A 19,696-nucleotide genomic window follows, 5' to 3' on the forward strand; every position below is an offset into this window, starting at 1 on the left:
CGCGCTCATACCCCGGTGCCTCTTGCGTGTGACCTGGCTCATTGCCTGTGCTGTGCGGCATGAGCTTCACGCTGGAGGACCGCTATCACCGCGAGGACGGCACGATCTACGTCACGGGCGTCCAGGCCCTGGTGCGCCTGGTGCTCGACCGCATCCGCCACGACCGCCGCGCCGGGCTGCGCACGGCCGCCTTCGTCTCAGGCTACGAGGGCTCGCCGCTCGCCGGGTTCGACCTGGAGCTGGCCCGCCAGGCGAAGCTGCTCGACGAGTACGACGTCGTGCACCGGCCGGGCCTGAACGAGGAGCTGGCCGCGACCTCGGTGATGGGCAGCCAGCTCGCCGAGGCCGCCGGGCTGCGCAGAGACGGCGTGACCGGATTCTGGTACGGCAAGGCGCCCGGGCTCGACCGCGCCACCGACGCGCTGCGGCACGCCAACCTGGCCGGAACCCACCCGCGCGGCGGGGCGGTCGCGTTCGTCGGCGACGACCCGAACGCGAAGTCCTCCACCGTGCCGTCCGCGTCCGAGGGGGCGCTCGCCGATCTCGCGATCCCCACCTTCTTCCCTGCCGACCAGCAGGACGTGCTCGATTTCGGCCGGCACGCGGTCGAACTGTCCCGCGCGACCGGCCTGTGGGCGGCGATGAAGATCGTCACGAACGTCGCGGACGGGGCGGGCACCGCGCTGGTGAGTCCGAAGTGGACGCCGCCGGAGCTACCGGGAAGCGCTTACTCGCACCGGCCCAGCTCCCGCCTCCTCGGCGCGGAGCTCACGGGGCTGGAGCAGAGCCTGCACGAGGTGCGGCTGCCGCTCGCGGTCGAGTACTTGCGGGCCGCCGGGATCAACCGGATCGTGCGGCGGAGCGATGGTGACCGGATCGGCATCGTCGCCGCCGGCAAGGCCTATCTGGACCTGCGGCAGGCCTTGCGCACGCTGGGGATCGACGACCTGGAGCCGGCCGGTATCCGGCTGCTCAAGCTCGGCGCGGTCTACCCGCTGGACCCGGTCGCGATCCGCGAGTTCGCCGATGGTCTCGACGAGATCGTGGTCGTGGAGGAGAAGCGCGCGTTCCTCGAACCGGCGGTCAAGGAGGTGCTCTACGGACGGGCCGGCGCCCCCCCGGTCCACGGGAAGGCCCTGTTCAGCGCGGTGGGGGAGCTGGATCCGGACACGATCGCCGGTGGCCTGAGGTCCACGCTGGCGCGCTACGCGAAGCTCGCCCCCGCCCGCGCCCGCCGTGAGCGCATCTCCCTGCCGCTGCTCGCGCGCACCCCGTACTTCTGCTCCGGCTGCCCGCACAACTCCTCGACCAGGGTGCCGGAGGGGACCATCGTCGGGGCGGGCATCGGCTGCCACACGATGGCCATGTTCATGGACCCCGAGTCCGTCGGGGACGTCGTCGGGCTGACCCAGATGGGCGGCGAGGGCGCGCAGTGGATCGGCATGGCGCCTTTCGCCGGCAACCGGCATTTCGTGCAGAACCTCGGCGACGGCACGTTCGCGCACTCCGGCAGCCTCGCGATCCGCGCCGCGGTGGCCGCGGGCGTGCACATCACCTACAAGCTGCTCTACAACTCGGCGGTCGCGATGACCGGCGCGCAGGAAGCCGTGGGCGGGCTGGCGGTCGAACAGGTGGCGCGGCTGCTGCTGCTCGAAGGCGCCGCGAAGGTGGTGATCACCAGTGACGCGCCGCGGAAACTCAAGCGCACCAAGGGTGTCGAGATCCGCCACCGCGACGAGCTGATGCGCACCCAGGAGGAGCTCGCCGCGGTCCCGGGCGTCACCGTGCTCATCCACGAGCAGGAATGCGCGGCGGAGAAGCGCCGCAAACGCCGCCGTGGCAAGGCGCCGACACCCGAGACGAAGGTGGTCATCAACGAGCGCGTCTGCGAGGGCTGCGGCGACTGCGGCACCAAGTCCAACTGCCTGTCGGTGCGGCCCGTGGCCACCGAGTTCGGCCGCAAGACCCGGATCCACCAGTCTTCGTGCAACCTCGACTACTCGTGCCTGGCGGGGGACTGCCCTTCGTTCCTGACCGTCGTGCCCGGCGGCGAGCGGCCCCGGCCTCACCTGCCGGAGCCCGGTGAGATTCCCGAACCGCGGCGGAAGACCGGGGATTTCACCGTCCGCATCACCGGGGTCGGCGGTACGGGTGTCGTGACCGTCGCGCAGATCCTCGCCGCCGCCGCGGTCATCGACGGCAGGTACGTCCGCATGCTCGACCAGACCGGCCTGGCCCAGAAGGGCGGCGCGGTGGTCTCGGACCTGAAGATCACCGATCAGCCGGTCGAGCAGGCGGCCAAGCTCGGCCTCGGCGAATGCGACCTGTACCTCGCGTGCGACGCGCTCGTCGGCGCCGACCCGGGCCAGCTCGCGGTGACCGACCGCGGCCGCACGACCGCCGTCGTGTCGACCACGGAGGTCCCGACCGGGCGCATGATCATCGACCCGGACGTGTCCTTCCCGGCGCAGGACGGGATCCGCGCGACGATCGACGACGCGACCGCCCGGGCGTTCTACTTCGACGCCCGCGGTCTGGCGGAGACCCTGCTCGACGACGACCAGTTCGCCAACATCCTCCATCTCGGCGCGGCGTACCAGGCGGGTGCGCTCGGGGTGAGCGCGGCGAGCATCGAGGAGGCGGTTCGGCTCAACGGCACCGCCGTCGAGGCGAACCTGCGCGCGTTCCGCCACGGCCGCCAGATCGTCGCCGCGCCGCCGGAGCCCGAGGTGCCCGGCACCGGGCTGGACCGGCTGCTGGAGATCCGCGTTCCGGACCTCACCGAGTACCAGGACGAGCGGTACGCGCGGGAGTACGCCGAGTTCGTCGAGCAGGTGCGGCGGCAGGATCCCGTGGTCGCCGAAGCGGTCGCCCGCAACCTCTACAAGCTCATGGCCTACAAGGACGAGTACGAGGTCGCGCGGCTGTCGCTCGATCCGAAGCTGACCGACGACATCGAGGCCCGCTTCGGTACCGGCGCCAAGGTCTCCTACCGGCTGCACCCGCCGGTCCTGCGGGCACTCGGCCTTCGCCGCAAGATCAGCCTCGGCCCGTGGTTCCGCCCGGTGTTCCGGATGCTGCGCGCGATGCGGCGACTGCGCGGCACGAAGCTGGACGCGTTCGGGTACGCCCGCGTCCGCCGCGTCGAGCGCGCCCTGATCGGGGAGTACCGCGACGCGGTGAGCCGGGCGCTCGCGGCCGCCCCGGGCGACCCGGCCGTCCTCGAACTGGCGGAGCTGCCCGATCTGATCCGCGGGTACGAGGAGATCAAGCTCGCGAACGTCGCTCGCTACCGGGAACGGCAGGCGAACCTTCTCGCAAGATTTGACGTGGATATATTACGAGTCTCGTAGTACATTCGAGGTCATGACAGATCAGGCACAGAGCTACCGGCGCAAGGTCAACTCGATCAACAAGGTGATCACCGGGCTGCAGCGGGCCGGGCTCGCGTTCGGCCCCACCCAGTTGCTGCACGTGAAGGGGCGGCGCAGCGGGCAGTTGCGCACGTTCCCGATCGCGGTGCTGCCGCTGACCGGCGGGAAGTACGTCATCCAGGCGTTCCCGAAGGCGGCCTGGGTCGCGAACGTGCGCGGCGCGGACACCGTGACGCTGGCCCGCGGGCGGCGCTCGAGCACGGTGCGGCTCGTCGAGCTGCCCGTGGAGGAGCGCCGCCCGTTACTGCACGAACTCGTGCGCACCAGCCCGAAGAGCGTCGGAAGGCGGTACGTCACCACGGGCCTGGCCGAATCGTCGACGCCGGACGGCGTCGCGGCGGCGGCCGAACGGATCGCGGTCTTCCGCGTCGAACCGGTCTAGCGGAACGCAATCGACGAAGCCCCCGGGCTGCCCGTAGGGTTTCCTCGTGAGCCAGCCCATCCTGATGACGGTCGACGACGACCCGGCGGTGTCCAGATCCGTCGCCCGTGATCTCCGCCGTCGTTACGGCCAGGACTACCGGGTCGTGCGCGCCGGTTCGGGTGCCGACGCGCTCGACGCCCTCCGCGAGATCAAGCTGCGCGGGGACGCGGTCGCCGCGATCCTCGCCGACTACCGGATGCCGCATATGGACGGCATCGCGTTCCTGGAACAGGCCATGGACCTGTTCCCGCACGCCCGCCGTGCCCTGCTGACCGCGTACGCCGACACCGACGCGGCCATCCAGGCGATCAACGTGGTCGACGTGGACCACTACCTGCTCAAGCCCTGGGACCCGCCCGAGGAGAAGCTGTACCCGGTCGTCGACTCCCTCGTCGAGACCTGGCGCGCGATGGGGGACCGGCCGGTCGAAGAGGTCAAGGTGATCGGCCACCGCTGGTCCTCGCCCTCGTACAAGGTCCGCGACTTCCTCGCCCGCAACTCGGTGCCGTACCGGTGGTACTCGGTCGACGAACCCGAGGCCGCGCGCCTGCTGGAGGCCGCCGGGGCGAGCGCGGACGAGATCCCGGTCCTCGTCACCCCGGACGGCGCGGTGCTGCGCAAGCCCAGCGGCGAACAGATCGCCGGCGCCGTGGGGCTCTCGACGCGTCCGGCGGAGCAGTTCTACGACCTCGTGGTCATCGGCGGCGGTCCCGCCGGTCTGGGCGCGTCCGTGTACGGCGCGTCCGAAGGCCTGCGCACGGTGCTCGTCGAGCGCCGGGCGACCGGAGGCCAGGCCGGGCAGAGCTCGCGCATCGAGAACTACCTCGGCTTCCCGGACGGGGTTTCCGGCGCGCAGCTGACCGACCGCGCCCGCCGTCAGGCCCAGAAGTTCGGTGCCGAGGTGCTCACCGCGCGCGACGTCGTCGGCCTCGAGGCGCGCGGCTCGGCGCGGGTGGTCAAGTTCGGCGACGGCACCGAACTGGCCGCGCATTCGATCGTGCTCGCCACCGGAGTCTCCTACCGCACGCTCCCGGCCGAAGGCTGCGCCGAGCTGACCGGCCGCGGCGTGTACTACGGCTCCGCCTCGACGGAGGCGCCCGAATGCGCCGGGCAGCACGTGTACATCGTCGGCGGGGCCAACTCCGCCGGGCAGGCCGCGGTGTTCTTCTCGCGCTACGCCGAGGACGTCACGATCCTGGTGCGCGGCGAGTCGCTGCGGTCCTCGATGTCGCACTACCTGATCGAGCAGCTCGACCAGATCGACAACGTGCACGTGCGCACGCACACCACGGTCAAGCAGGTGCACGGTGAGGAGCATCTGGAGAAGATCACCCTGTGTGACCGGCACGGCACCGAGGAAACGGTCGAGACCAGCCACCTGTTCGTCTTCATCGGCGCCGCCCCGCGCACCGAATGGCTCGGCGAGGAGGTGGTCCGTGACGAGCACGGGTTCGTCTGCACGGGCCCGGATCTGCTGGTCGAGGGCAGGCGGCCGCCGGGCTGGACGCTGGACCGCGACCCGCAGCATCTGGAGTCCTCGATTCCCGGTGTGTTCGTCGCCGGCGACGTACGCTCGCAGTCGGTGAAGCGCGTCGCGTCCGCGGTCGGCGAAGGCGCGATGGCGGTCACCCTGGTGCACCGATACCTGGAGCAGCGATGACCGAACCCGCACTGACGCGAGAGTTCCTCCGCGAGCTGTTCCTGTTCGCCAGCCTGTCCGACGCCCAGCTCGACTGGATCCTCGAGCACGCGACGATCGAGCAGTACCCCGGCGGGGGCAAGGTGATCAGCGAGGGCGACCCGGCCACCTGCTTCTACGTGCTGCTCTCGGGTGCGCTGCGGATGACCAAGCAGGATTCCGGCGGCGAGGTCGAGACGACCCGCTCGGACCAGCGCGGCGCGTACTGCGGGGCCACGCAGTTCTTCTACGGCCAGGATCAGCAGCGCTACGGGGCCTCCATCTACGCGCTGAGCGATCTGACGTTCCTGACCCTGCCGGCCCGCGACTTCGCCGAGAAGTTCCGCGCCTGGTTCCCGATGGCGACCCACCTGCTGGAAGGTTCGTATCTCGGCTGGCGCAATTCCGACGCGCTCATCGGCCAGCGGCGGCGCCTGCTCGCGCTCGGCCAGGTGTCCGCGGGCCTGACGCACGAACTCAACAACCCGGCCGCCGCGGCGGTCCGGGCGACGGCGGCGCTGCGCGAGCGTGTCGCGGGCATGCGGCACAAGCTGGCGATCCTGGCGAAGAAGGACATCGACCCGAACCTGCTCGAGCAGCTCATCGACGTCCAGGAGCAGCTCGTGAAGCAGGTCGCCTCGGCCCCGCCGCTGACCGCGATGCAGCAGGCCGACCGTGAGGACGAGATCGGTGACTGGCTCACCGACCACGGCCTGGAGCAGGGCTGGGACCTCGCGCCGATCTTCGTCGGCGCCGGGTTGTCGGCCCAGAACCTCGACGAGGTCCTGGATTCGGTCGGCGAGGAGCTCATCGACGGCGCGGTGCGCTGGCTCGCCTACGCGCTGGAGACCGAGATCCTGATGGGCGAGATCGAAGACTCGACCACCCGGATCTCCACGCTCGTCGGGGCGGCGAAGCAGTACTCGCAGATGGACCGCGCGCCGCACCAGTGGATCGACGTGCACGACGGGCTCGACTCGACGCTGGTGATGCTCGCCGGCAAGATCGGCGACGGGATCGAGCTCGTCAAGGACTACGACCGCACGCTGCCGGACGTACCGGCCTATCCCGGTGAGCTGAACCAGGTGTGGACGAACCTGATCGACAACGCGATCGGCGCGATGAACGGTTCGGGCACCCTGACCGTGCGCACCGCGCTGGTGAAGGATCAGCTGTGCGCCGAGATCTCCGACACCGGGCCGGGTATCCCGGAGGAGAACCGGCAGCGGATCTTCGAGCCGTTCTTCACCACCAAACCGGTGGGGGAGGGCACCGGGCTCGGGCTCGACATCTCGTGGCGGATCGTGGTCGAGCACCATCACGGCGATCTGCGGGTGCGCTCTGAGCCGGGGAACACCCGGTTCCAGGTGCTGCTTCCGCTTACGGAGCAGGCTTCGGAGTGAGCGCGAGCTTCCCGGCCAGCCTGTCCAGGTAGGCGGCGACCTCCTCGGGCGCGCGGTCGGGAAGTCCGAAAAGGACCTCGGTGACGCCGAGTTCCTCGTACCGGGTAAGCACTTCCGGCTGCGGCTTGCCCGCGAGCACGATGATCTCGGGTTCGCCTTCGCGGCCGGCGTCGCGCCACACCCGGTGCAGGAGCGTGATCTTCTCCTCCAGATCGCCCTCCATCGGCGTGGTCAGCCAGCCGGCCGCGGATCGCGCGATCCAGCCGAACGTCTTCTCCGTCCCCGCCGCGCCGACAACCACCGGCACCTCCCCGGCGGGTTTCGGCCATGCCCAGCTCGGCCCGAACTCGACGAATTCGCCCTTGTACGAGGCTTCTTCGTCCGTCCACAGTGCACGCATCGCGTCGAGGTACTCGCGCAGCATCGTGCGCCGCCGCCCGGGCGGCACGCCGTGATCGGCCAGTTCGTCGGTGTTCCAGCCGAAGCCGACGCCGAGCGTCACCCGCCCGCCGGAGAGGTGGTCGAGGGAGGCGATGGTCTTGGCGAGCGTGATCGGGTCGTGCTCGACGGGCAGCGCGACGGCGGTCGAGAGGCGGATGCGGGTGGTGACCGACGCGGCCGTCGCGAGCGCGACCCACGGGTCGAGCGTGCGCAGGTAGCGGTCGTCGGGCAGGGTCGCGTCGCCGGTGCGCGGGTGCGCCGCTTCGCGCTTGACGGGGATATGCGTGTGCTCGGGCACGCTGAACGAGTCGAATCCAGCTTCCTCGGCCGCCCTCGCGGCCTCGGCGGGCGAGATCCCGCGGTCACTGGTGAACAGGACGATACCGTGGCGCATGCCTCAGATTAGAACACGTTCTACCTGTCGTTGGCGAGTGGTCAGGTGGTGACGTGCACGTAGTCGACGACGAGTTGCTGTGGGAACCGGGTACCGCCGTCCGGCGAACCCGGCCAGTCGCCGCCGACGGCGAGGTTGAGGACGATGAAGAACGGGTGGTCGAACACCCAGCGGTTGCCGTTCAGGTCGGCCGGGGTCCTGGTCTGGTACAGGTTCCCGTCGACGTACCACTTGATGCTGTCCGGCGCCCAGTCGACGGCGAAGGTGTGGAAGTCGTCGGAGAAGTTCGGGCCCGTATACGGCGCGCCGATGCCGCCCGAGCCCGAGTAGCCGGGGCCGTGGATCGTGCCATGCACGGTGGTGGGTTCGCGGCCGATGTTCTCCATGAAGTCGATCTCGCCGCAGTCCGGCCAGCTGTTCGTGCCGATGTCGTCGCCGAGGGCCCAGAACGCGGGCCACATGCCCTGGCCGCGCGGCAGCTTCATCCGGGCCTCGAAATGGCCGTAGGCCTGAGTGAACTTGCTGGCGGTGTTGAGTCGGGCCGAGGTGTAGGTGCACGGGCCGTACCAGCAGTCGTGGCCGCCCTCCTGGCGGGCGGTGATCACCAGGTGGCCGTTGCCGTCGAGCGCGGCGTTCTCCGCGCCGGCGGTGTACCACTCCAGTTCGTGGTTGCTGACGTTGTCGCCGGTCTCGTTCGTCCATCTGGACGCGCCGACGGCCGCGCCGGCGGGGCCGTCGAAGTCGTCGCTGAACACCGTGGTGGCGCTGGCGTGGCCGGGCGCCACCACGGCGGCGGCGACCGCGAGCGCGGGCACGCCGATTCGCAGGAGGCGGGACAGGCGGGCGGTGGTCTTCATCGACGTTCACTGCCTCTCGTTCAGCCCTTTGTTGCGTTCGGAAACAAAAGTATGCCCGCCCTTGGTCCAGACCATCAACCAACTTAGGTAGGTTGGGGACGATGAAGTCGGCGTTCGCTGTGATCCAGGGAACTTGAGCCACGCCCTGGCGGCCCGCGGCGCCGCACCGTGCCGATAATCGGTCACCGTGACCCTGACCCTGCCGGCGCTGCTGTTCCTGGTCGTCGCCGGGGTCGGGGCGGGGCTCACCGGGTCGGTCGCGGGCCTGGCCTCGCTCGTGTCCTATCCCGCGCTGCTGGCCGTCGGGTTGCCGCCGCTGTCGGCCAACGTCACCAACACCATCGCGCTGCTCGGCACGACCGTCGGCGCCGCCGCCGGCTCGCGGCCGGAGCTGACCGGGCAGCGGGACCGGCTCAAGCGGCTGTGCGCGGTCACCGCCGCCGGCGGGGCGCTGGGCGCCAGGCTCCTGCTCTCGACCCCGCCTGGCGTTTTCACCGCTATCGTTCCGTTCCTGATCGCAGGTGCGTCGATTCTCCTGTTCCTCGGCCCGCGACTGCGGAAGAACCACGGCCACGGTCAAGCGCTCAGCCCGATGGCGGGCGCCGGCGCGTTCGCGGTCGCGATCTACGGCGGCTACTTCGGCGCCGCGGCCGGGGTTCTGATGCTCGCGCTGCTGTCGACGGTCTGGACGCAGTCGCTCGCCCGGTCCAACGCCGCGAAGAACATCGCCACCGGCGCGGCCAACTTCATCGCCGCGGTCGTGTTCGCCTTCACCGGCAAGGCCGCCTGGCCCGCGGTCGTCGCGCTGTGCCTGGGATCGGTGCTCGGCTCGTGGCTCGGGCCGGCGATCGTCCGCCGCGTGCCCGCCGCGCCGTTACGCGTCCTGATCGGGCTCGGCGGGCTCGCGCTCGCCGGGACGCTCGCATACCGGGCCTTCGCCGTGTGACGAGAATTCCGCCCGCCGTAAGACAAAAGTCTCCAGGGGTATGTTGGGTCCAGCCGTGAGGCATGATCTTCGAGGTACCCACCAGTTGGAGGCCCTAAGTTGAGCATCGTCGGTACCAGGGTGGTCCGGATCGAGGACCAGAAGCTGATCACGACAGGCGGGATCTATGTCGAGGATCTTCGTGAACCGGCACTGACGGGCGCCGTGCACGCGATGTTCGTCCGCAGTCCCATCGCGCACGCCCGGATCACATCCATCGACGCCTCGGCCGCCAAGGCCGCGCCCGGGGTGGTCGCCGTCTACACCGCGGCGGATGTCGATCTCGGCCCGCGCGAGGCGGGCCCCGTCGTCGAGCCGTGGCTCGCGTCCGATGTGGTGCGTTACGTCGGCGAGCCGGTCGCGCTCGTGCTCGCCGAAGAGCGTTACCAGCTCGAGGACGCCGCCGAACTCGTCGACGTCGACTACGACCCGCTCGACGCGGTCGCGAGCCTCGACGCGGCGCTGTCGGACGAGGCCGTGCTGTTCCCGGACAAGGGCACGAACGTCATGCAGGTCAACGGGATGGCCGAGCTCCCGGCCGACAGCTTCGAGGGCTGCGAAGTCGTGGTGACCCAGACGATCCTGAACCAGCGCGTCGCGCCCGCGCCGCTGGAGGTACGCGCTTCCGCGTGCGCCTGGGGCGAGGACGGCCGCCTCACCGTCTGGCTGTCCACCCAGAACGCGCAGATGGCCCGGAGCCTGTTCGCCGCCGGGCTCGGTGTCGGCGAGGAGAAGGTCCGCGTCATCACCCCGGACGTCGGCGGCGGCTTCGGCGGGAAGATCGGGACCGACCCCGAGCCCATCGTGCTGGGCTGGGCCGCGCGGCGCAGCGGCCGCGCGGTGCGCTGGACCGAGACCCGCAGCGAGAACCTCACCTGCATGACGCACGGCCGCGCGCAGCAGAACACCGTCACGGTCGGCGGCCGCCGCGACGGCACCGTCGAGGTGTTCCGCCTCGACATCGTGCAGGACGCGGGCGCGTACCCGCGGACGCTGTTCCTGCCCACCCTGACGGAGCTGATGGCTTCGGGCGTCTACCACTTCCCGAAGGTCGAGACGCGCAGCCGCGGGGTCGTCACCACGACCACCCCGATCTCGGCATACCGGGGGGCCGGCCGTCCCGAGGCGACCGCCGCACTCGAACGGGCGATGGACCTGTTCGCCGCCGAGATCGGGATGGACCCCGCCGAGGTCCGCAAGGTCAACTTCATCCGCCCCGAGGAGTTCCCGTACCAGACGAAGTCCGGCGCGAACTACGACACCGGCGAGTACGCGGCGGCGCTCGACCGGGTGCTCGACGCGGCGGACTACGCCGGGCTGCGCGCCGAGCAGAAGCGGCGGCGCGAGGCCGGTGAACCGGTCGCGCTCGGGCTCGGCATCGCCAGCTACGTCGAGATCACCGGCGGCGACGGCGGCGGCGAGAGCGGCCGCGTCGACATCAACCCCGACGGCACGGTCACCGCGTACACCGGGAGCTCACCGCACGGCCAGGGGCTCGCCTCGTCGCTCGCGATGCTGCTGTCGGACCAGCTCGGCATCCCGATGGACCGGATCACCGTCAAGCACGGCGACACCGACGACGTGCCCAAGGCGGTCGGCACCTTCGGTTCTCGTTCGCTGCAGCTGGGCGGTTCCGCCGTGCGGGAGGCCGCGGAGAAGGTGATCGCGAACGCCCGCGAGATCGCCGCGGACATGCTCGAAGCCTCCCCGGAGGACCTCGAGCTCAACGTAGACACGGGTGCCTGGCAGGTGAAGGGCGCCCCGGCGAGCGGTTCGGTCGACTGGGTGCAGCTGGCCGCGCGCGCCGAGGAAGGCACGCTGTCGGCGGACGTGTGGTTCGACAAGGGCAAGCCGACGTTCCCGTTCGGCTCGCACCTCGCGGTGGTGGACGTGGACACGGAGACCGGCAAGGTCGTGGTGCGGCGGATCATGGCGGCCGACGACGCCGGCCCGGTGGTCAACCCGCTGGTGTTCCGGGGCCAGCGGCACGGCGGGCTCGGCCAGGGCATCGGGCAGGCGCTGCTCGAGGTCATGGCCTACGATCCCGACGGCAACCCGACGACGGCGACGCTGGCGGACTATTCATTCATCACCGCGACCGAGCTGCCCGATTTCGAGCTGCTGGACTCGGCCACGCCGACGGACCGGAACCCGTTGGGTGTCAAGGGAATCGGCGAGGCCGCGACGATCGGTTCGACTCCCGCGGTGCACAACGCCGTGGTGGACGCGCTGGCGCACCTGGGTGTGCGCCATCTGGACATGCCCACGACCCCGCTGCGGGTGTGGGAAGCGCTCTCTGCGAAAGGTGAGGCGAAGTGAAGGTCTCCATCGAGGTCAACGGCAAGGCGGTGACCGAGGAGGTCGAGGACCGCACGCTGCTGGTGCACTTCCTGCGGGAGAACGCGGGGCTGACCGCCACGAACATCGGCTGTGACACGACGTCGTGCGGCGCGTGCACGGTGCTGCTCGACGGCGAGTCGGTCAAATCGTGCACGGTGCTGGCCGCGCAGGCCGACGGGCACGAGGTCACCACGGTCGAGGGGCTGGGCGGGGAAGGCGGCGAGCTGCACCCGGTGCAGCGCGCGTTCCGCGAGCAGCACGGGCTGCAGTGCGGGTTCTGCACGCCGGGCATGATCATGGCGTCGGTTTCGCTGCTGGCCCACAATCCCAAGCCCACCCGCGAAGAGGTCCGAGCCGGGCTGGAAGGCAACCTGTGCCGCTGCACGGGGTACCACAACATCGTCAGCGCCGTGATCGACGCGTCGGGACAGGAGGTCGACCGGTGATCCCGGCCCAGTTCAGCTACCGCCGTGTGTCCACTGTGGAGGAAGCGCTGAGCGTGCTCGGCGAGCACTGCGACGAGGCGCAGGTGCTCGCCGGCGGGCATTCGTTGCTGCCGTTGATGAAACTGCGCTTCGCCACGCCCGAGATCCTGGTGGACGTGGCGCCGCTCGCCGAATTGCGTTACGTGCGCGTCGAGGACGGCACGGTCGCGATCGGTGCCCTGTCGCGTTACCACGACCTGCACCACGACGAGGTCCTCCGCCGGCACGCGCCGCTGCTGGCGCACGTGTCCGGCTCGGTCGGCGACCAGCAGGTACGTCACCGCGGCACCATCGGCGGCTCGCTCGCGCACGCCGACGCGGCCGCCGACCTGCCGGCCGCGCTGCTCGCCTCCGGTGGTTCGCTCGTCGTGCGCGGGCCGGGCGGGCAGCGGGAAATCCCGGCGGGGGAGTTCTTCCTCGGCCCGTTCACCACCCCGCTGGAGCCGGACGAGCTGATCACCGAGATCCGCGTGCCGGACGCGGCCGGCACGGGCTGGGGCTTCGAGAAGTTCACCCGCCGGGCGATCGACTGGGCCATCGTGGGTGTCGCGGTGCTCGGGCAGTCGGTCGGCCTGATCAACATGGGCGGCACCCCGTTGCGCGCCACCGCGACCGAGCGGGCGCTCGCCTCCGGTGCGTCCATCGAGGACGCCGCGGCACTCGCGGCCGACGATGCGAGCCCGCTCACCGAACCGCACGCGAGCGCCGAATACCGCTCGCACCTGGCCCGCGTCCTCACCGCGCGAGCCCTCACCGCCGCCGCGGCCTGATGCCGTGAGGGACCCCCTCATGCCCTCCTGGGCCGTGAGGGGGCCCCTCACGGCACTCAAGCGGTCTTGGCCGCCGGGACCTCGGACTCCAGGGTGACCTTGTCGCGGGTAAGCGAGTCAGTCCATGACGCCGTGCCGGCGGCGGTACCACACGTTCAGCCGGGCCAGGGATCGCACGTGCGCCGCGCGCAGTGAGGGCGGCACGAGCGCCCCGACGAGGCGGACCGCGCGGCAGAACCGGCGGAACCGCCGTTGCTGCGGGGGAGTCCACGGGATTCCCAGCCGGTCCCGGAATCTTGGGGGCAGGGTCGCGGCGATCAGGAAAAGCTGCAGCCGCGCCTGCCGTTCGCGCACCCACGGCCAGAGCGCGTCGGGCAGCCAGCGGACCGGTTTAGGCACGGTGCGGATCGTTTCCAGCAGCGTGCCGATCGTCGCGTTCGGACCGAAGCCGTTGACCATTTCCTCGTAGTAGCAACGGAAATCCCGCCAGTCGCGGGGCATGTGGTGATCCTTGACGCCCAGCATCGCGCCGACCTCGCGCATCTGCGCGTAGTACTCGTCGACCTCGTCCGGCCGCATCCCGCGCCCGAAGAACTCCTGCGTGTCCACGGCGAGTTGCACGAGCGTCGCGTGCACCCACGCGTAGGCGTGCGGATCGAGCGCGGAGTACCGGCGCCCGTCCTCGCGGACGCCCGTGAATGCGCGATGCACCTCCCGCAGGCGCCGCGCCTCGAACTCCGCGCCGCCCGGCCCGCCGTAGACGTAGATCGACAGCGAGGCCGCCGTGCGCATCAGCCGGGTCCACGGATCGTCGGTGTAGTCCGAGTGATCCCGCACCCCGGCCGCCACCACCGGATGCGCCACCTGCAGCACGAGCACCTGCCCGGCGAGCAGGATCGCCCGGAAGTCGCCGAAGTACCGCCAGGCGGGCGTGCCGGGGGCGATCACCCGGTCAGCTCCTCTCCTTCCCGGCCGTCGCGCGTGTGGTGCGGGATGCCGTGCACCGTGTGGCCGGCGAACTCCAGCGCCTGCGCGACCAGTTCGGTCAGGTGGTCGCTGGTGATGCGGTAGAGCATCCGGCGGCCTTCCCGCCGCGCGCGGACCAGCCCGGCGAACCGGAGCCGGCCCAGATGCTGCGAAACCGACGAGCGGGACGCGGCGACCTGGGCGGTCAGCGTGCTGACGTCCTGTTCCTCGGCGAGCAGCCGCAGCAGGTGCAGGCGGGTCGGGTCGGCCAGGTGTGCCAGCACCTCCGCCGCGACGTCCAGCTGTTCGTCGTCATGCGCGCGCATGCTTGCATAATGCCGCTGAACAGGCCATTCTGGCAACATGCACGCTCACGGGCACGGTCACGGGCATTCGAGTGCCGAGCGGGTTGACGAGGTGCTGGAGACCAGCAAACGCGGCCTTCGTACCCTGGGGGGTTCTTTCGCGGTGCTGTTCGTGACCGCGGTCGCGCAGCTGGCGCTCGTGCTCGTCACCGGCTCGGTCGCGTTGCTGGGCGACACGATCCACAACTTCGCCGACGCGCTGACGGCGGTGCCCGTCGGGGTCGCGTTCCTGCTGGGGCGGCGGGCCGCGACGCGGCGCTACACCTACGGCATGGGGCGTGCGGAAGACCTCGCGGGCGTCGTGGTCGTGCTGATCATCCTCGCGTCCGCGGTGTTCGCCGGGTACGAGGCGGTACTGCGGCTCGTCCAGCCGCGCCCCGTCGAGCACCTCTGGGTGGTGGCGGTCGCGGGTGTTGTCGGCTTCGCCGGCAACGAGCTTGTCGCGCGGTGGCGGATCAGGGTCGGGCGGCGGATCGGCTCGGCCGCGCTCGTCGCGGACGGCGTGCACGCCCGCACGGACGGCTTCACGTCGCTGGCGGTGGTGTTCGGGGCGGGCGGGGTCGCGCTCGGCTTCCCGGCGGCCGACCCGGTCATCGGCCTGGTCATCACCGGCGCGATCCTGTTCGCGTTGCGAGACGCGGCGCGGGAGGTGTTCCGGCGGTTGATGGACGGGGTGGACCCGGCGTCGGTCGACCTGGCCGAGCACGCGGCCGCGCAGGTGCCCGGGGTGCTCGGCGCTGGTTCGGTGCGGATGCGGTGGATCGGGCACAGCCTGCGCGCGGAGCTTTCGGTTACCGTCGACGCCGGGCTGACCGTGCAGGAGGCCCACCGCCTCGCGCACGAGGTGGAGCGCATGCTCGTGCACACCGTGCCCCGGCTGACGGCCGTGGTGGTGCACACCGAACCGGCCGTCGGGGCGCAGAGCGCCCACGAGATGGTCTGATCATTCGAAGCGGGAAGGATCACCCGCGCCGCGGCGCACGATCACCGGCTCGTCGTCGGAGAAGTCGACCACCGTGGTCGGTTCCGTGCCGCAGTCACCGGAGTCGATGACGGCGTCGAGGACGTTGTCGAGCTCGTCCTTGATCTCCCAGCCCTGGGTCAGCGGCTCTTCGTGGTCGGGCAGCAGCAGGGTGCTCGACAGCATCGGCTCGCCGAGCTCGGCCAGGAGGGCCTGGGCCACCACATGATCGGGGATGCGTACGCCGACGGTCTTCTTCTTGGGGTGCAGCAGGCGGCGCGGGACTTCCTTCGTGGCGGGCAGGATGAAGGTGTAGCTGCCCGGAGTGGACGCCTTGATCGCGCGGAACACCGCGTTGCCGATGTGCACGAACTGGCCCAGCTGCGCGAAGTCACGGCATACCAGGGTGAAATGGTGCCGGTCGTCGAGATGGCGGATCGCGCGGATGCGGTCGATCCCGTCCTTGTTCCCGAGCTGGCAGCCCAGCGCGAAGCACGAGTCGGTGGGGTAGGCGATCAGCCCGCCGTCCCGGATGATCCCCACCACCTGATCGATAGAGCGCCGCTGAGGGTTGTCCGGGTGCACATCGAAGTACTTCGCCATTGGCTCAGGTTAAGGTGATCCATAGGCTTTCCGCACCACGGACACGGCCGTTTCTTCATCGGCCCCGATCTCCTTGGCGGCGCTCACGAATTCGGCCGCGGCGGCGCGCAGCAGCGCGGCCGGATCGGACCGCTCGGCGGTCTCGGCGACGACGGTGCCACGGGCGCGCGCGGTGCGTACCCAGCCCGCGGCCTCCAGCTCGCGGTACGCCCGGGCGATCGTGCCCGAAGCCAGCCCGAGGTCGCCGGCGAGCTGGCGGATCGGCGGCAGGCGCGTGCCCGGGGCGAGCGCGCCGCGCGAGATCAGCCGGATGATCTGGTCCTGGACCTGCCGCCACGGGGCGAGCCCGCTGCTCGCGTCGACGACGACCCGGACCGTGCTCATACGAGCGCGGAGGCGGAACGCCGGTCCGGGGCCGCCACCGCGATGCCCGCGGCCAGGCTCACCACGAGCAGCAGCATCGAGGGAAAGCTCGTCACGTGCTCGCCGATCCCGGGCAGCACGATCGCGAGCCCCGCGGCCACCCGCGCGCTACGGGCCCGCAGGACGAGATCGACCGCGGCGTCCCCGGCTGCGGGGCGGCGCAAGGCGAGTACGAGGACCACCCCGACGACGACGGTGCAGCCGATCGTGACCCCGAGCTGTGGCCACTCCCGCTCGATAATGGTCCGGACCATACCGCCCGCGAGGGAGGCCGCGAGCAGGATCAGGGCCCAGGCGGGCACGAGATCGGTGAGGACGCGGCGGGACAGCATCGCCTCGCGGCGCGCGTGCACGGGCGGTCGCCAGGCCAGGAGTTCGCCGAGGAGGGCGCCGAGCAGCATGGTCCCCCCGATGGCCCAGATGCCGGATTCGTGGCCGAGGCCGGTCAGCGGGATGACGAAGAACAGCCACGGGTACCAGAACCGGCGCCGCTTGAGGTAGCGCACGGACTCGTCGATGTCCATTTCGGACGGTGAGGTGACGCCCCAGCGCTGCAACAGCCGACGGCCGTGCTTCGGGCCGGGCCAGAGCACGATCAGGATCGCGAGGCCGTACAGTCCCATGATCGCGGCAACGCCGAGCGTGGTGTCCCAGGCCATCGCGGCACCTCCCTTGTGTCAAGTGCATGATACAAGGCGGGGTGGCCCCGGTGCCATGATGAGCTCGCGACGTGTCGAGTGTCCGGTTTCACGCGGCGCGGAGGCTCGGCTCGCGGGGCGTGAATGCCGAACTCACGAGCGTTGGCCGCCCGACTCGCGGCCGGTGAAGGGTCGGACTCGCGCGCCGTGAAGGCCGAATTCGCGGGCGGTGAGAGCCGAACCCACCGGCCGCGGAAGCCGAACTCACCGGCCGCGGAAGCCGAACTCGCGGCGGGGGCGGGGGGCGAGGCGGGCGTGGGGGGTCAGAGGTTTTCCAGGGCTTGCTGGGCTAGTTCGTCGCCGCGGTCGGCGGCGCGCTGGTACCAGCTGCGGCCTTCCTCGAGGTTGCCGCGCTGCCAGTGCAGCGCGCCGAGGTTGACCTCCGCGGGCAGGTGCCCGGCCCGCAGCGCGCGGTAGTACCAGCTCTCCGCGTCGTCGAACTCGCCGCGTTCCTGCAGCGCCGCGCCGAGGTTGAGCATCGCCTCCGGCAGGCCGTGCTCGGCCGAGCGCCGGTACCACTGCTCGGCTTCCGCGGCCCGCCCGCGCTGTTCCAGCAGCACGGCGAGCCCGAACTCAGCGACCCGGCCGTTCTCACCTTCGGCCGCGCGCCGGAACCACGTCTCCGCCGCGTCGAGATCGCCCTGGTTCCACAGGTTCCGCGCCAGATCCAGCGCCGTCTCACCGTCGCCGATCTCCGCGGTCAGCCGCCGCAGGGCGTCGACATCCGGCCGGTGCGCTTCCCGCTCCCCGGTATCCGAGAGCAGCCCCATCAACCGCACCGCCGCCGGGTCCCCGGTCAGCGCGACGCGGCGCAGCAGGTCGGCGCCGCGTTTCCGGTCGCCGTGCAGCAACTCCAGCACGGCCTCCTTGCGCAGCCCGTTCGGATCCCCCGCCGAAGCCGCGCGCCGGTAGGCGTCGCGTGCCTCGCCGATCCGGCCGGTCTGCGCGAACAGGCCGCCGAGGTTCGTCATCCCGGTGGTATCCCCGGCATCGGCCGCCCGCTGGTACCACAGTTGCGCCACCGAGACGTCACCGCGGCGCTCGGCGATCGCGCCCAGACTGGACATCGCCCAGCTGTTGCCGGCGTCGGCCGCGCGCAGGAACCACTGCTCGGCGTTCGCCTCGTCGCCGCCGGCCTGCGCCGCCCAGCCCAGGTTGAACAGCGCGAACTGGTCGCCGGACTGGGCCAGCTGGGTCCACAGCCGGACCGCATCCGGAAGACGTCCGAACCGGACCGCGGCGCGCGCGACCCGGAACCGCTGGCCGGCGGTCAGCAGATGCGTGCCCAGCAGCCCTTGCCACGCGGCGTCCGGCACGTCGGCGGTCGCGGCATCGACGAGGTAGTCGAACGCGACGTACCGGTCCTGCCCCGCGCGCACGAGGCACGGGCTCGCGCCGCGCACGGGCCGCACCGCCCAGTCCAGCGCGCTCGCCAGGTCCGTCTCGCCGAGCCGGCGGCGGAAGTCCTCCGACAGGTACCAGGTGTGCAGCGAGACCAGCCAGTCCAGCGGCACCGGGTCGAGATATCCGGCCCGCCGGAGATCGACGGCCGCGCTGACCAGCGCGGCGCCGGCTTCGTTCTCGCCCGAGCGCCACCGCTGCAGTGCCTCCGGCCCGGCGGCGATGTGCTCGGCCAGGCCCGCACCGGCGATCAGCGCCCCGGAGATCCGCGGATCCGTCCGCATCCGGTGGGCTCCCACGGTTTCGGTGCGGTCGAGCCGCCGCTCGAGCGTGATCGGGGTGATCCGGGTGAGCAGGCGGCGGGACCGCCCGTTCGCGCCGTCGGCGTCGATGCCGAGATCCTCGCGGGCGCGGGTGCGCAGCGTCGCCAGCACTACGCTGCCGGATCGCGGGCGCGGGCTCAGTGCCTTGAGGAGGACGTCGTCGAGGCTGTCGGTGGTGAGGTAGCGTTCGAGATCGTCCAGCCACACCACGGTTTTCGCCGGGCTTTCGCGCGCCAGTTCGCGCAGCCCCGCCTCGTCGCGCGGCACGGTCACCGACTCCCAGCCGAGCCGGAACGCGTTGCGCAGCACGGCATCATAGGCGGTGCGTGTCTTCCCGGCGGCCGCCTCGCCCTGCACGAGCACGAGCCCGCCGTGCGCGAGCGCGCGGTCGAGCGCGGAGTCGGCCGTGCGCGGGACATACGGCGGGATGGGCGCGCCGCCGGGCACGGTCCAGGCCGGGAGCACGCCCAGCCGGACGGGGTCCAGTTCGGTGATCCGCAGGACCTGGCTCGCCCGCGCGCCGCCGGGATCCGGCCGCGGCGCGGCATCGGGCTCGCCGCGCCGGGGTAGGAACGCGAGCAGCACGAGCAGCCCGGCCGCGGCCGCGGCCAGCACTTCGACCGGCCAGCCCACCGCGCCCGGGAGCGTGCCCCGGCTGGTGAAGAGCCCGGCCACCACGGCGACCGCGGCCGCCACCGCCGCGCCGGCAAGGCGTACCGTCCTGCTTCCCGTCTCGAGCGACATC

Annotated in this window: 17 protein-coding genes; 9 read left to right on the forward strand and 8 right to left on the reverse strand. The window is 71.3% G+C overall.

Going from position 1 to position 19,696, the window contains the following annotated elements; genetic code table 11:
- Positions 1 to 59: 59 nt before the first annotated feature.
- From FG385_RS10930 to FG385_RS10945, 4 genes are read left to right on the forward strand one after another with little or no spacing between them, the layout of a single operon-like run.
- On the forward strand, positions 60 to 3,353 hold the full coding sequence (locus tag FG385_RS10930) for an indolepyruvate ferredoxin oxidoreductase family protein (RefSeq protein WP_139096546.1): 3,294 nt from the start codon (positions 60 to 62) through the stop codon (positions 3,351 to 3,353).
- A gap of 13 nt (positions 3,354 to 3,366) precedes the next feature.
- Positions 3,367 to 3,816, forward strand: coding sequence for a nitroreductase/quinone reductase family protein (locus tag FG385_RS10935; RefSeq protein ID WP_139096547.1), 450 nt, complete (start codon positions 3,367 to 3,369; stop codon positions 3,814 to 3,816).
- A 46-nt stretch (positions 3,817 to 3,862) separates the two neighbouring features.
- On the forward strand, positions 3,863 to 5,518 hold the full coding sequence (locus FG385_RS10940; protein WP_139096548.1) for an FAD-dependent oxidoreductase: 1,656 nt from the start codon (positions 3,863 to 3,865) through the stop codon (positions 5,516 to 5,518).
- Positions 5,515 to 6,939 carry an ATP-binding protein gene (locus FG385_RS10945; RefSeq protein WP_139096549.1) on the forward strand — a complete coding sequence of 475 codons (1,425 nt, stop codon included), beginning with the start codon at positions 5,515 to 5,517 and terminating at the stop codon, positions 6,937 to 6,939. The genes FG385_RS10940 and FG385_RS10945 overlap by 4 nt, the downstream gene beginning before the upstream one ends.
- Here the strand turns inward: FG385_RS10945 and FG385_RS10950 are convergent.
- Positions 6,917 to 7,774 (reverse strand): LLM class F420-dependent oxidoreductase, encoded by an 858-nt coding sequence (locus tag FG385_RS10950; RefSeq protein WP_139096550.1) that lies wholly within the window; start codon positions 7,772 to 7,774, stop codon positions 6,917 to 6,919. The two genes, FG385_RS10945 and FG385_RS10950, sit on opposite strands and share 23 nt — an antisense overlap.
- 41 nt (positions 7,775 to 7,815) lie before the next feature.
- Positions 7,816 to 8,631, reverse strand: a complete 816-nt coding sequence (locus FG385_RS10955; RefSeq protein ID WP_139096551.1) for a glycoside hydrolase family 16 protein — start codon at positions 8,629 to 8,631, stop codon at positions 7,816 to 7,818.
- Positions 8,632 to 8,824: 193 nt separating this feature from the next.
- On the opposite strand from FG385_RS10955, the gene FG385_RS10960 reads away from it, so the two are divergent.
- From FG385_RS10960 to FG385_RS10975, 4 genes are all read left to right on the forward strand, one after another.
- A complete protein-coding gene (locus FG385_RS10960; protein WP_200834407.1) occupies positions 8,825 to 9,577 on the forward strand; it encodes a sulfite exporter TauE/SafE family protein in 753 nt (250 codons plus the stop codon).
- A 99-nt stretch (positions 9,578 to 9,676) separates the two neighbouring features.
- Complete coding sequence (locus FG385_RS10965) at positions 9,677 to 11,935, forward strand: xanthine dehydrogenase family protein molybdopterin-binding subunit (protein WP_139096553.1); 2,259 nt, start codon at positions 9,677 to 9,679, stop codon at positions 11,933 to 11,935.
- Complete coding sequence (locus tag FG385_RS10970; protein ID WP_139096554.1) at positions 11,932 to 12,402, forward strand: (2Fe-2S)-binding protein; 471 nt, start codon at positions 11,932 to 11,934, stop codon at positions 12,400 to 12,402. The genes FG385_RS10965 and FG385_RS10970 overlap by 4 nt, the downstream gene beginning before the upstream one ends.
- Positions 12,399 to 13,211, forward strand: coding sequence for an FAD binding domain-containing protein (locus FG385_RS10975; protein WP_139096555.1), 813 nt, complete (start codon positions 12,399 to 12,401; stop codon positions 13,209 to 13,211). The genes FG385_RS10970 and FG385_RS10975 overlap by 4 nt, the downstream gene beginning before the upstream one ends.
- A 117-nt stretch (positions 13,212 to 13,328) precedes the next feature.
- Here FG385_RS10975 and FG385_RS10980 read toward each other — a convergent pair whose 3' ends face one another.
- Entirely contained in the window at positions 13,329 to 14,159 is an 831-nt protein-coding gene (locus FG385_RS10980) for an oxygenase MpaB family protein (protein WP_139096556.1), read from the reverse strand.
- Positions 14,156 to 14,503: an ArsR/SmtB family transcription factor gene (locus FG385_RS10985; RefSeq protein ID WP_200834398.1), complete on the reverse strand. Its 348-nt coding sequence runs from the start codon at positions 14,501 to 14,503 to the stop codon at positions 14,156 to 14,158. Before FG385_RS10985 ends, FG385_RS10980 begins: the two co-directional genes overlap by 4 nt.
- A 37-nt stretch (positions 14,504 to 14,540) precedes the next feature.
- On the opposite strand from FG385_RS10985, the gene FG385_RS10990 reads away from it, so the two are divergent.
- Positions 14,541 to 15,485, forward strand: a complete 945-nt coding sequence (locus tag FG385_RS10990) for a cation diffusion facilitator family transporter (RefSeq protein WP_139096558.1) — start codon at positions 14,541 to 14,543, stop codon at positions 15,483 to 15,485.
- Here the strand turns inward: FG385_RS10990 and FG385_RS10995 are convergent, their stop codons facing one another.
- From FG385_RS10995 to FG385_RS11010, 4 genes are all read right to left on the reverse strand, one after another.
- Positions 15,486 to 16,106, reverse strand: a complete 621-nt coding sequence (locus tag FG385_RS10995; RefSeq protein WP_139096559.1) for an L-threonylcarbamoyladenylate synthase — start codon at positions 16,104 to 16,106, stop codon at positions 15,486 to 15,488.
- Between the two features lie 9 nt (positions 16,107 to 16,115).
- Positions 16,116 to 16,490 (reverse strand): GntR family transcriptional regulator, encoded by a 375-nt coding sequence (locus FG385_RS11000; RefSeq protein ID WP_139096560.1) that lies wholly within the window; start codon positions 16,488 to 16,490, stop codon positions 16,116 to 16,118.
- Complete coding sequence (locus tag FG385_RS11005; protein ID WP_139096561.1) at positions 16,487 to 17,188, reverse strand: hypothetical protein; 702 nt, start codon at positions 17,186 to 17,188, stop codon at positions 16,487 to 16,489. The genes FG385_RS11000 and FG385_RS11005 overlap by 4 nt, the downstream gene beginning before the upstream one ends.
- A 302-nt stretch (positions 17,189 to 17,490) precedes the next feature.
- A complete protein-coding gene (locus tag FG385_RS11010) occupies positions 17,491 to 19,695 on the reverse strand; it encodes a tetratricopeptide repeat protein (RefSeq protein WP_139096562.1) in 2,205 nt (734 codons plus the stop codon).
- Position 19,696 lies beyond the last annotated feature (1 nt).

The organism is Amycolatopsis alkalitolerans, assembly GCF_006152065.1.
Classification (GTDB): Bacteria; Actinomycetota; Actinomycetes; order Mycobacteriales; family Pseudonocardiaceae; genus Amycolatopsis_E; species Amycolatopsis_E alkalitolerans.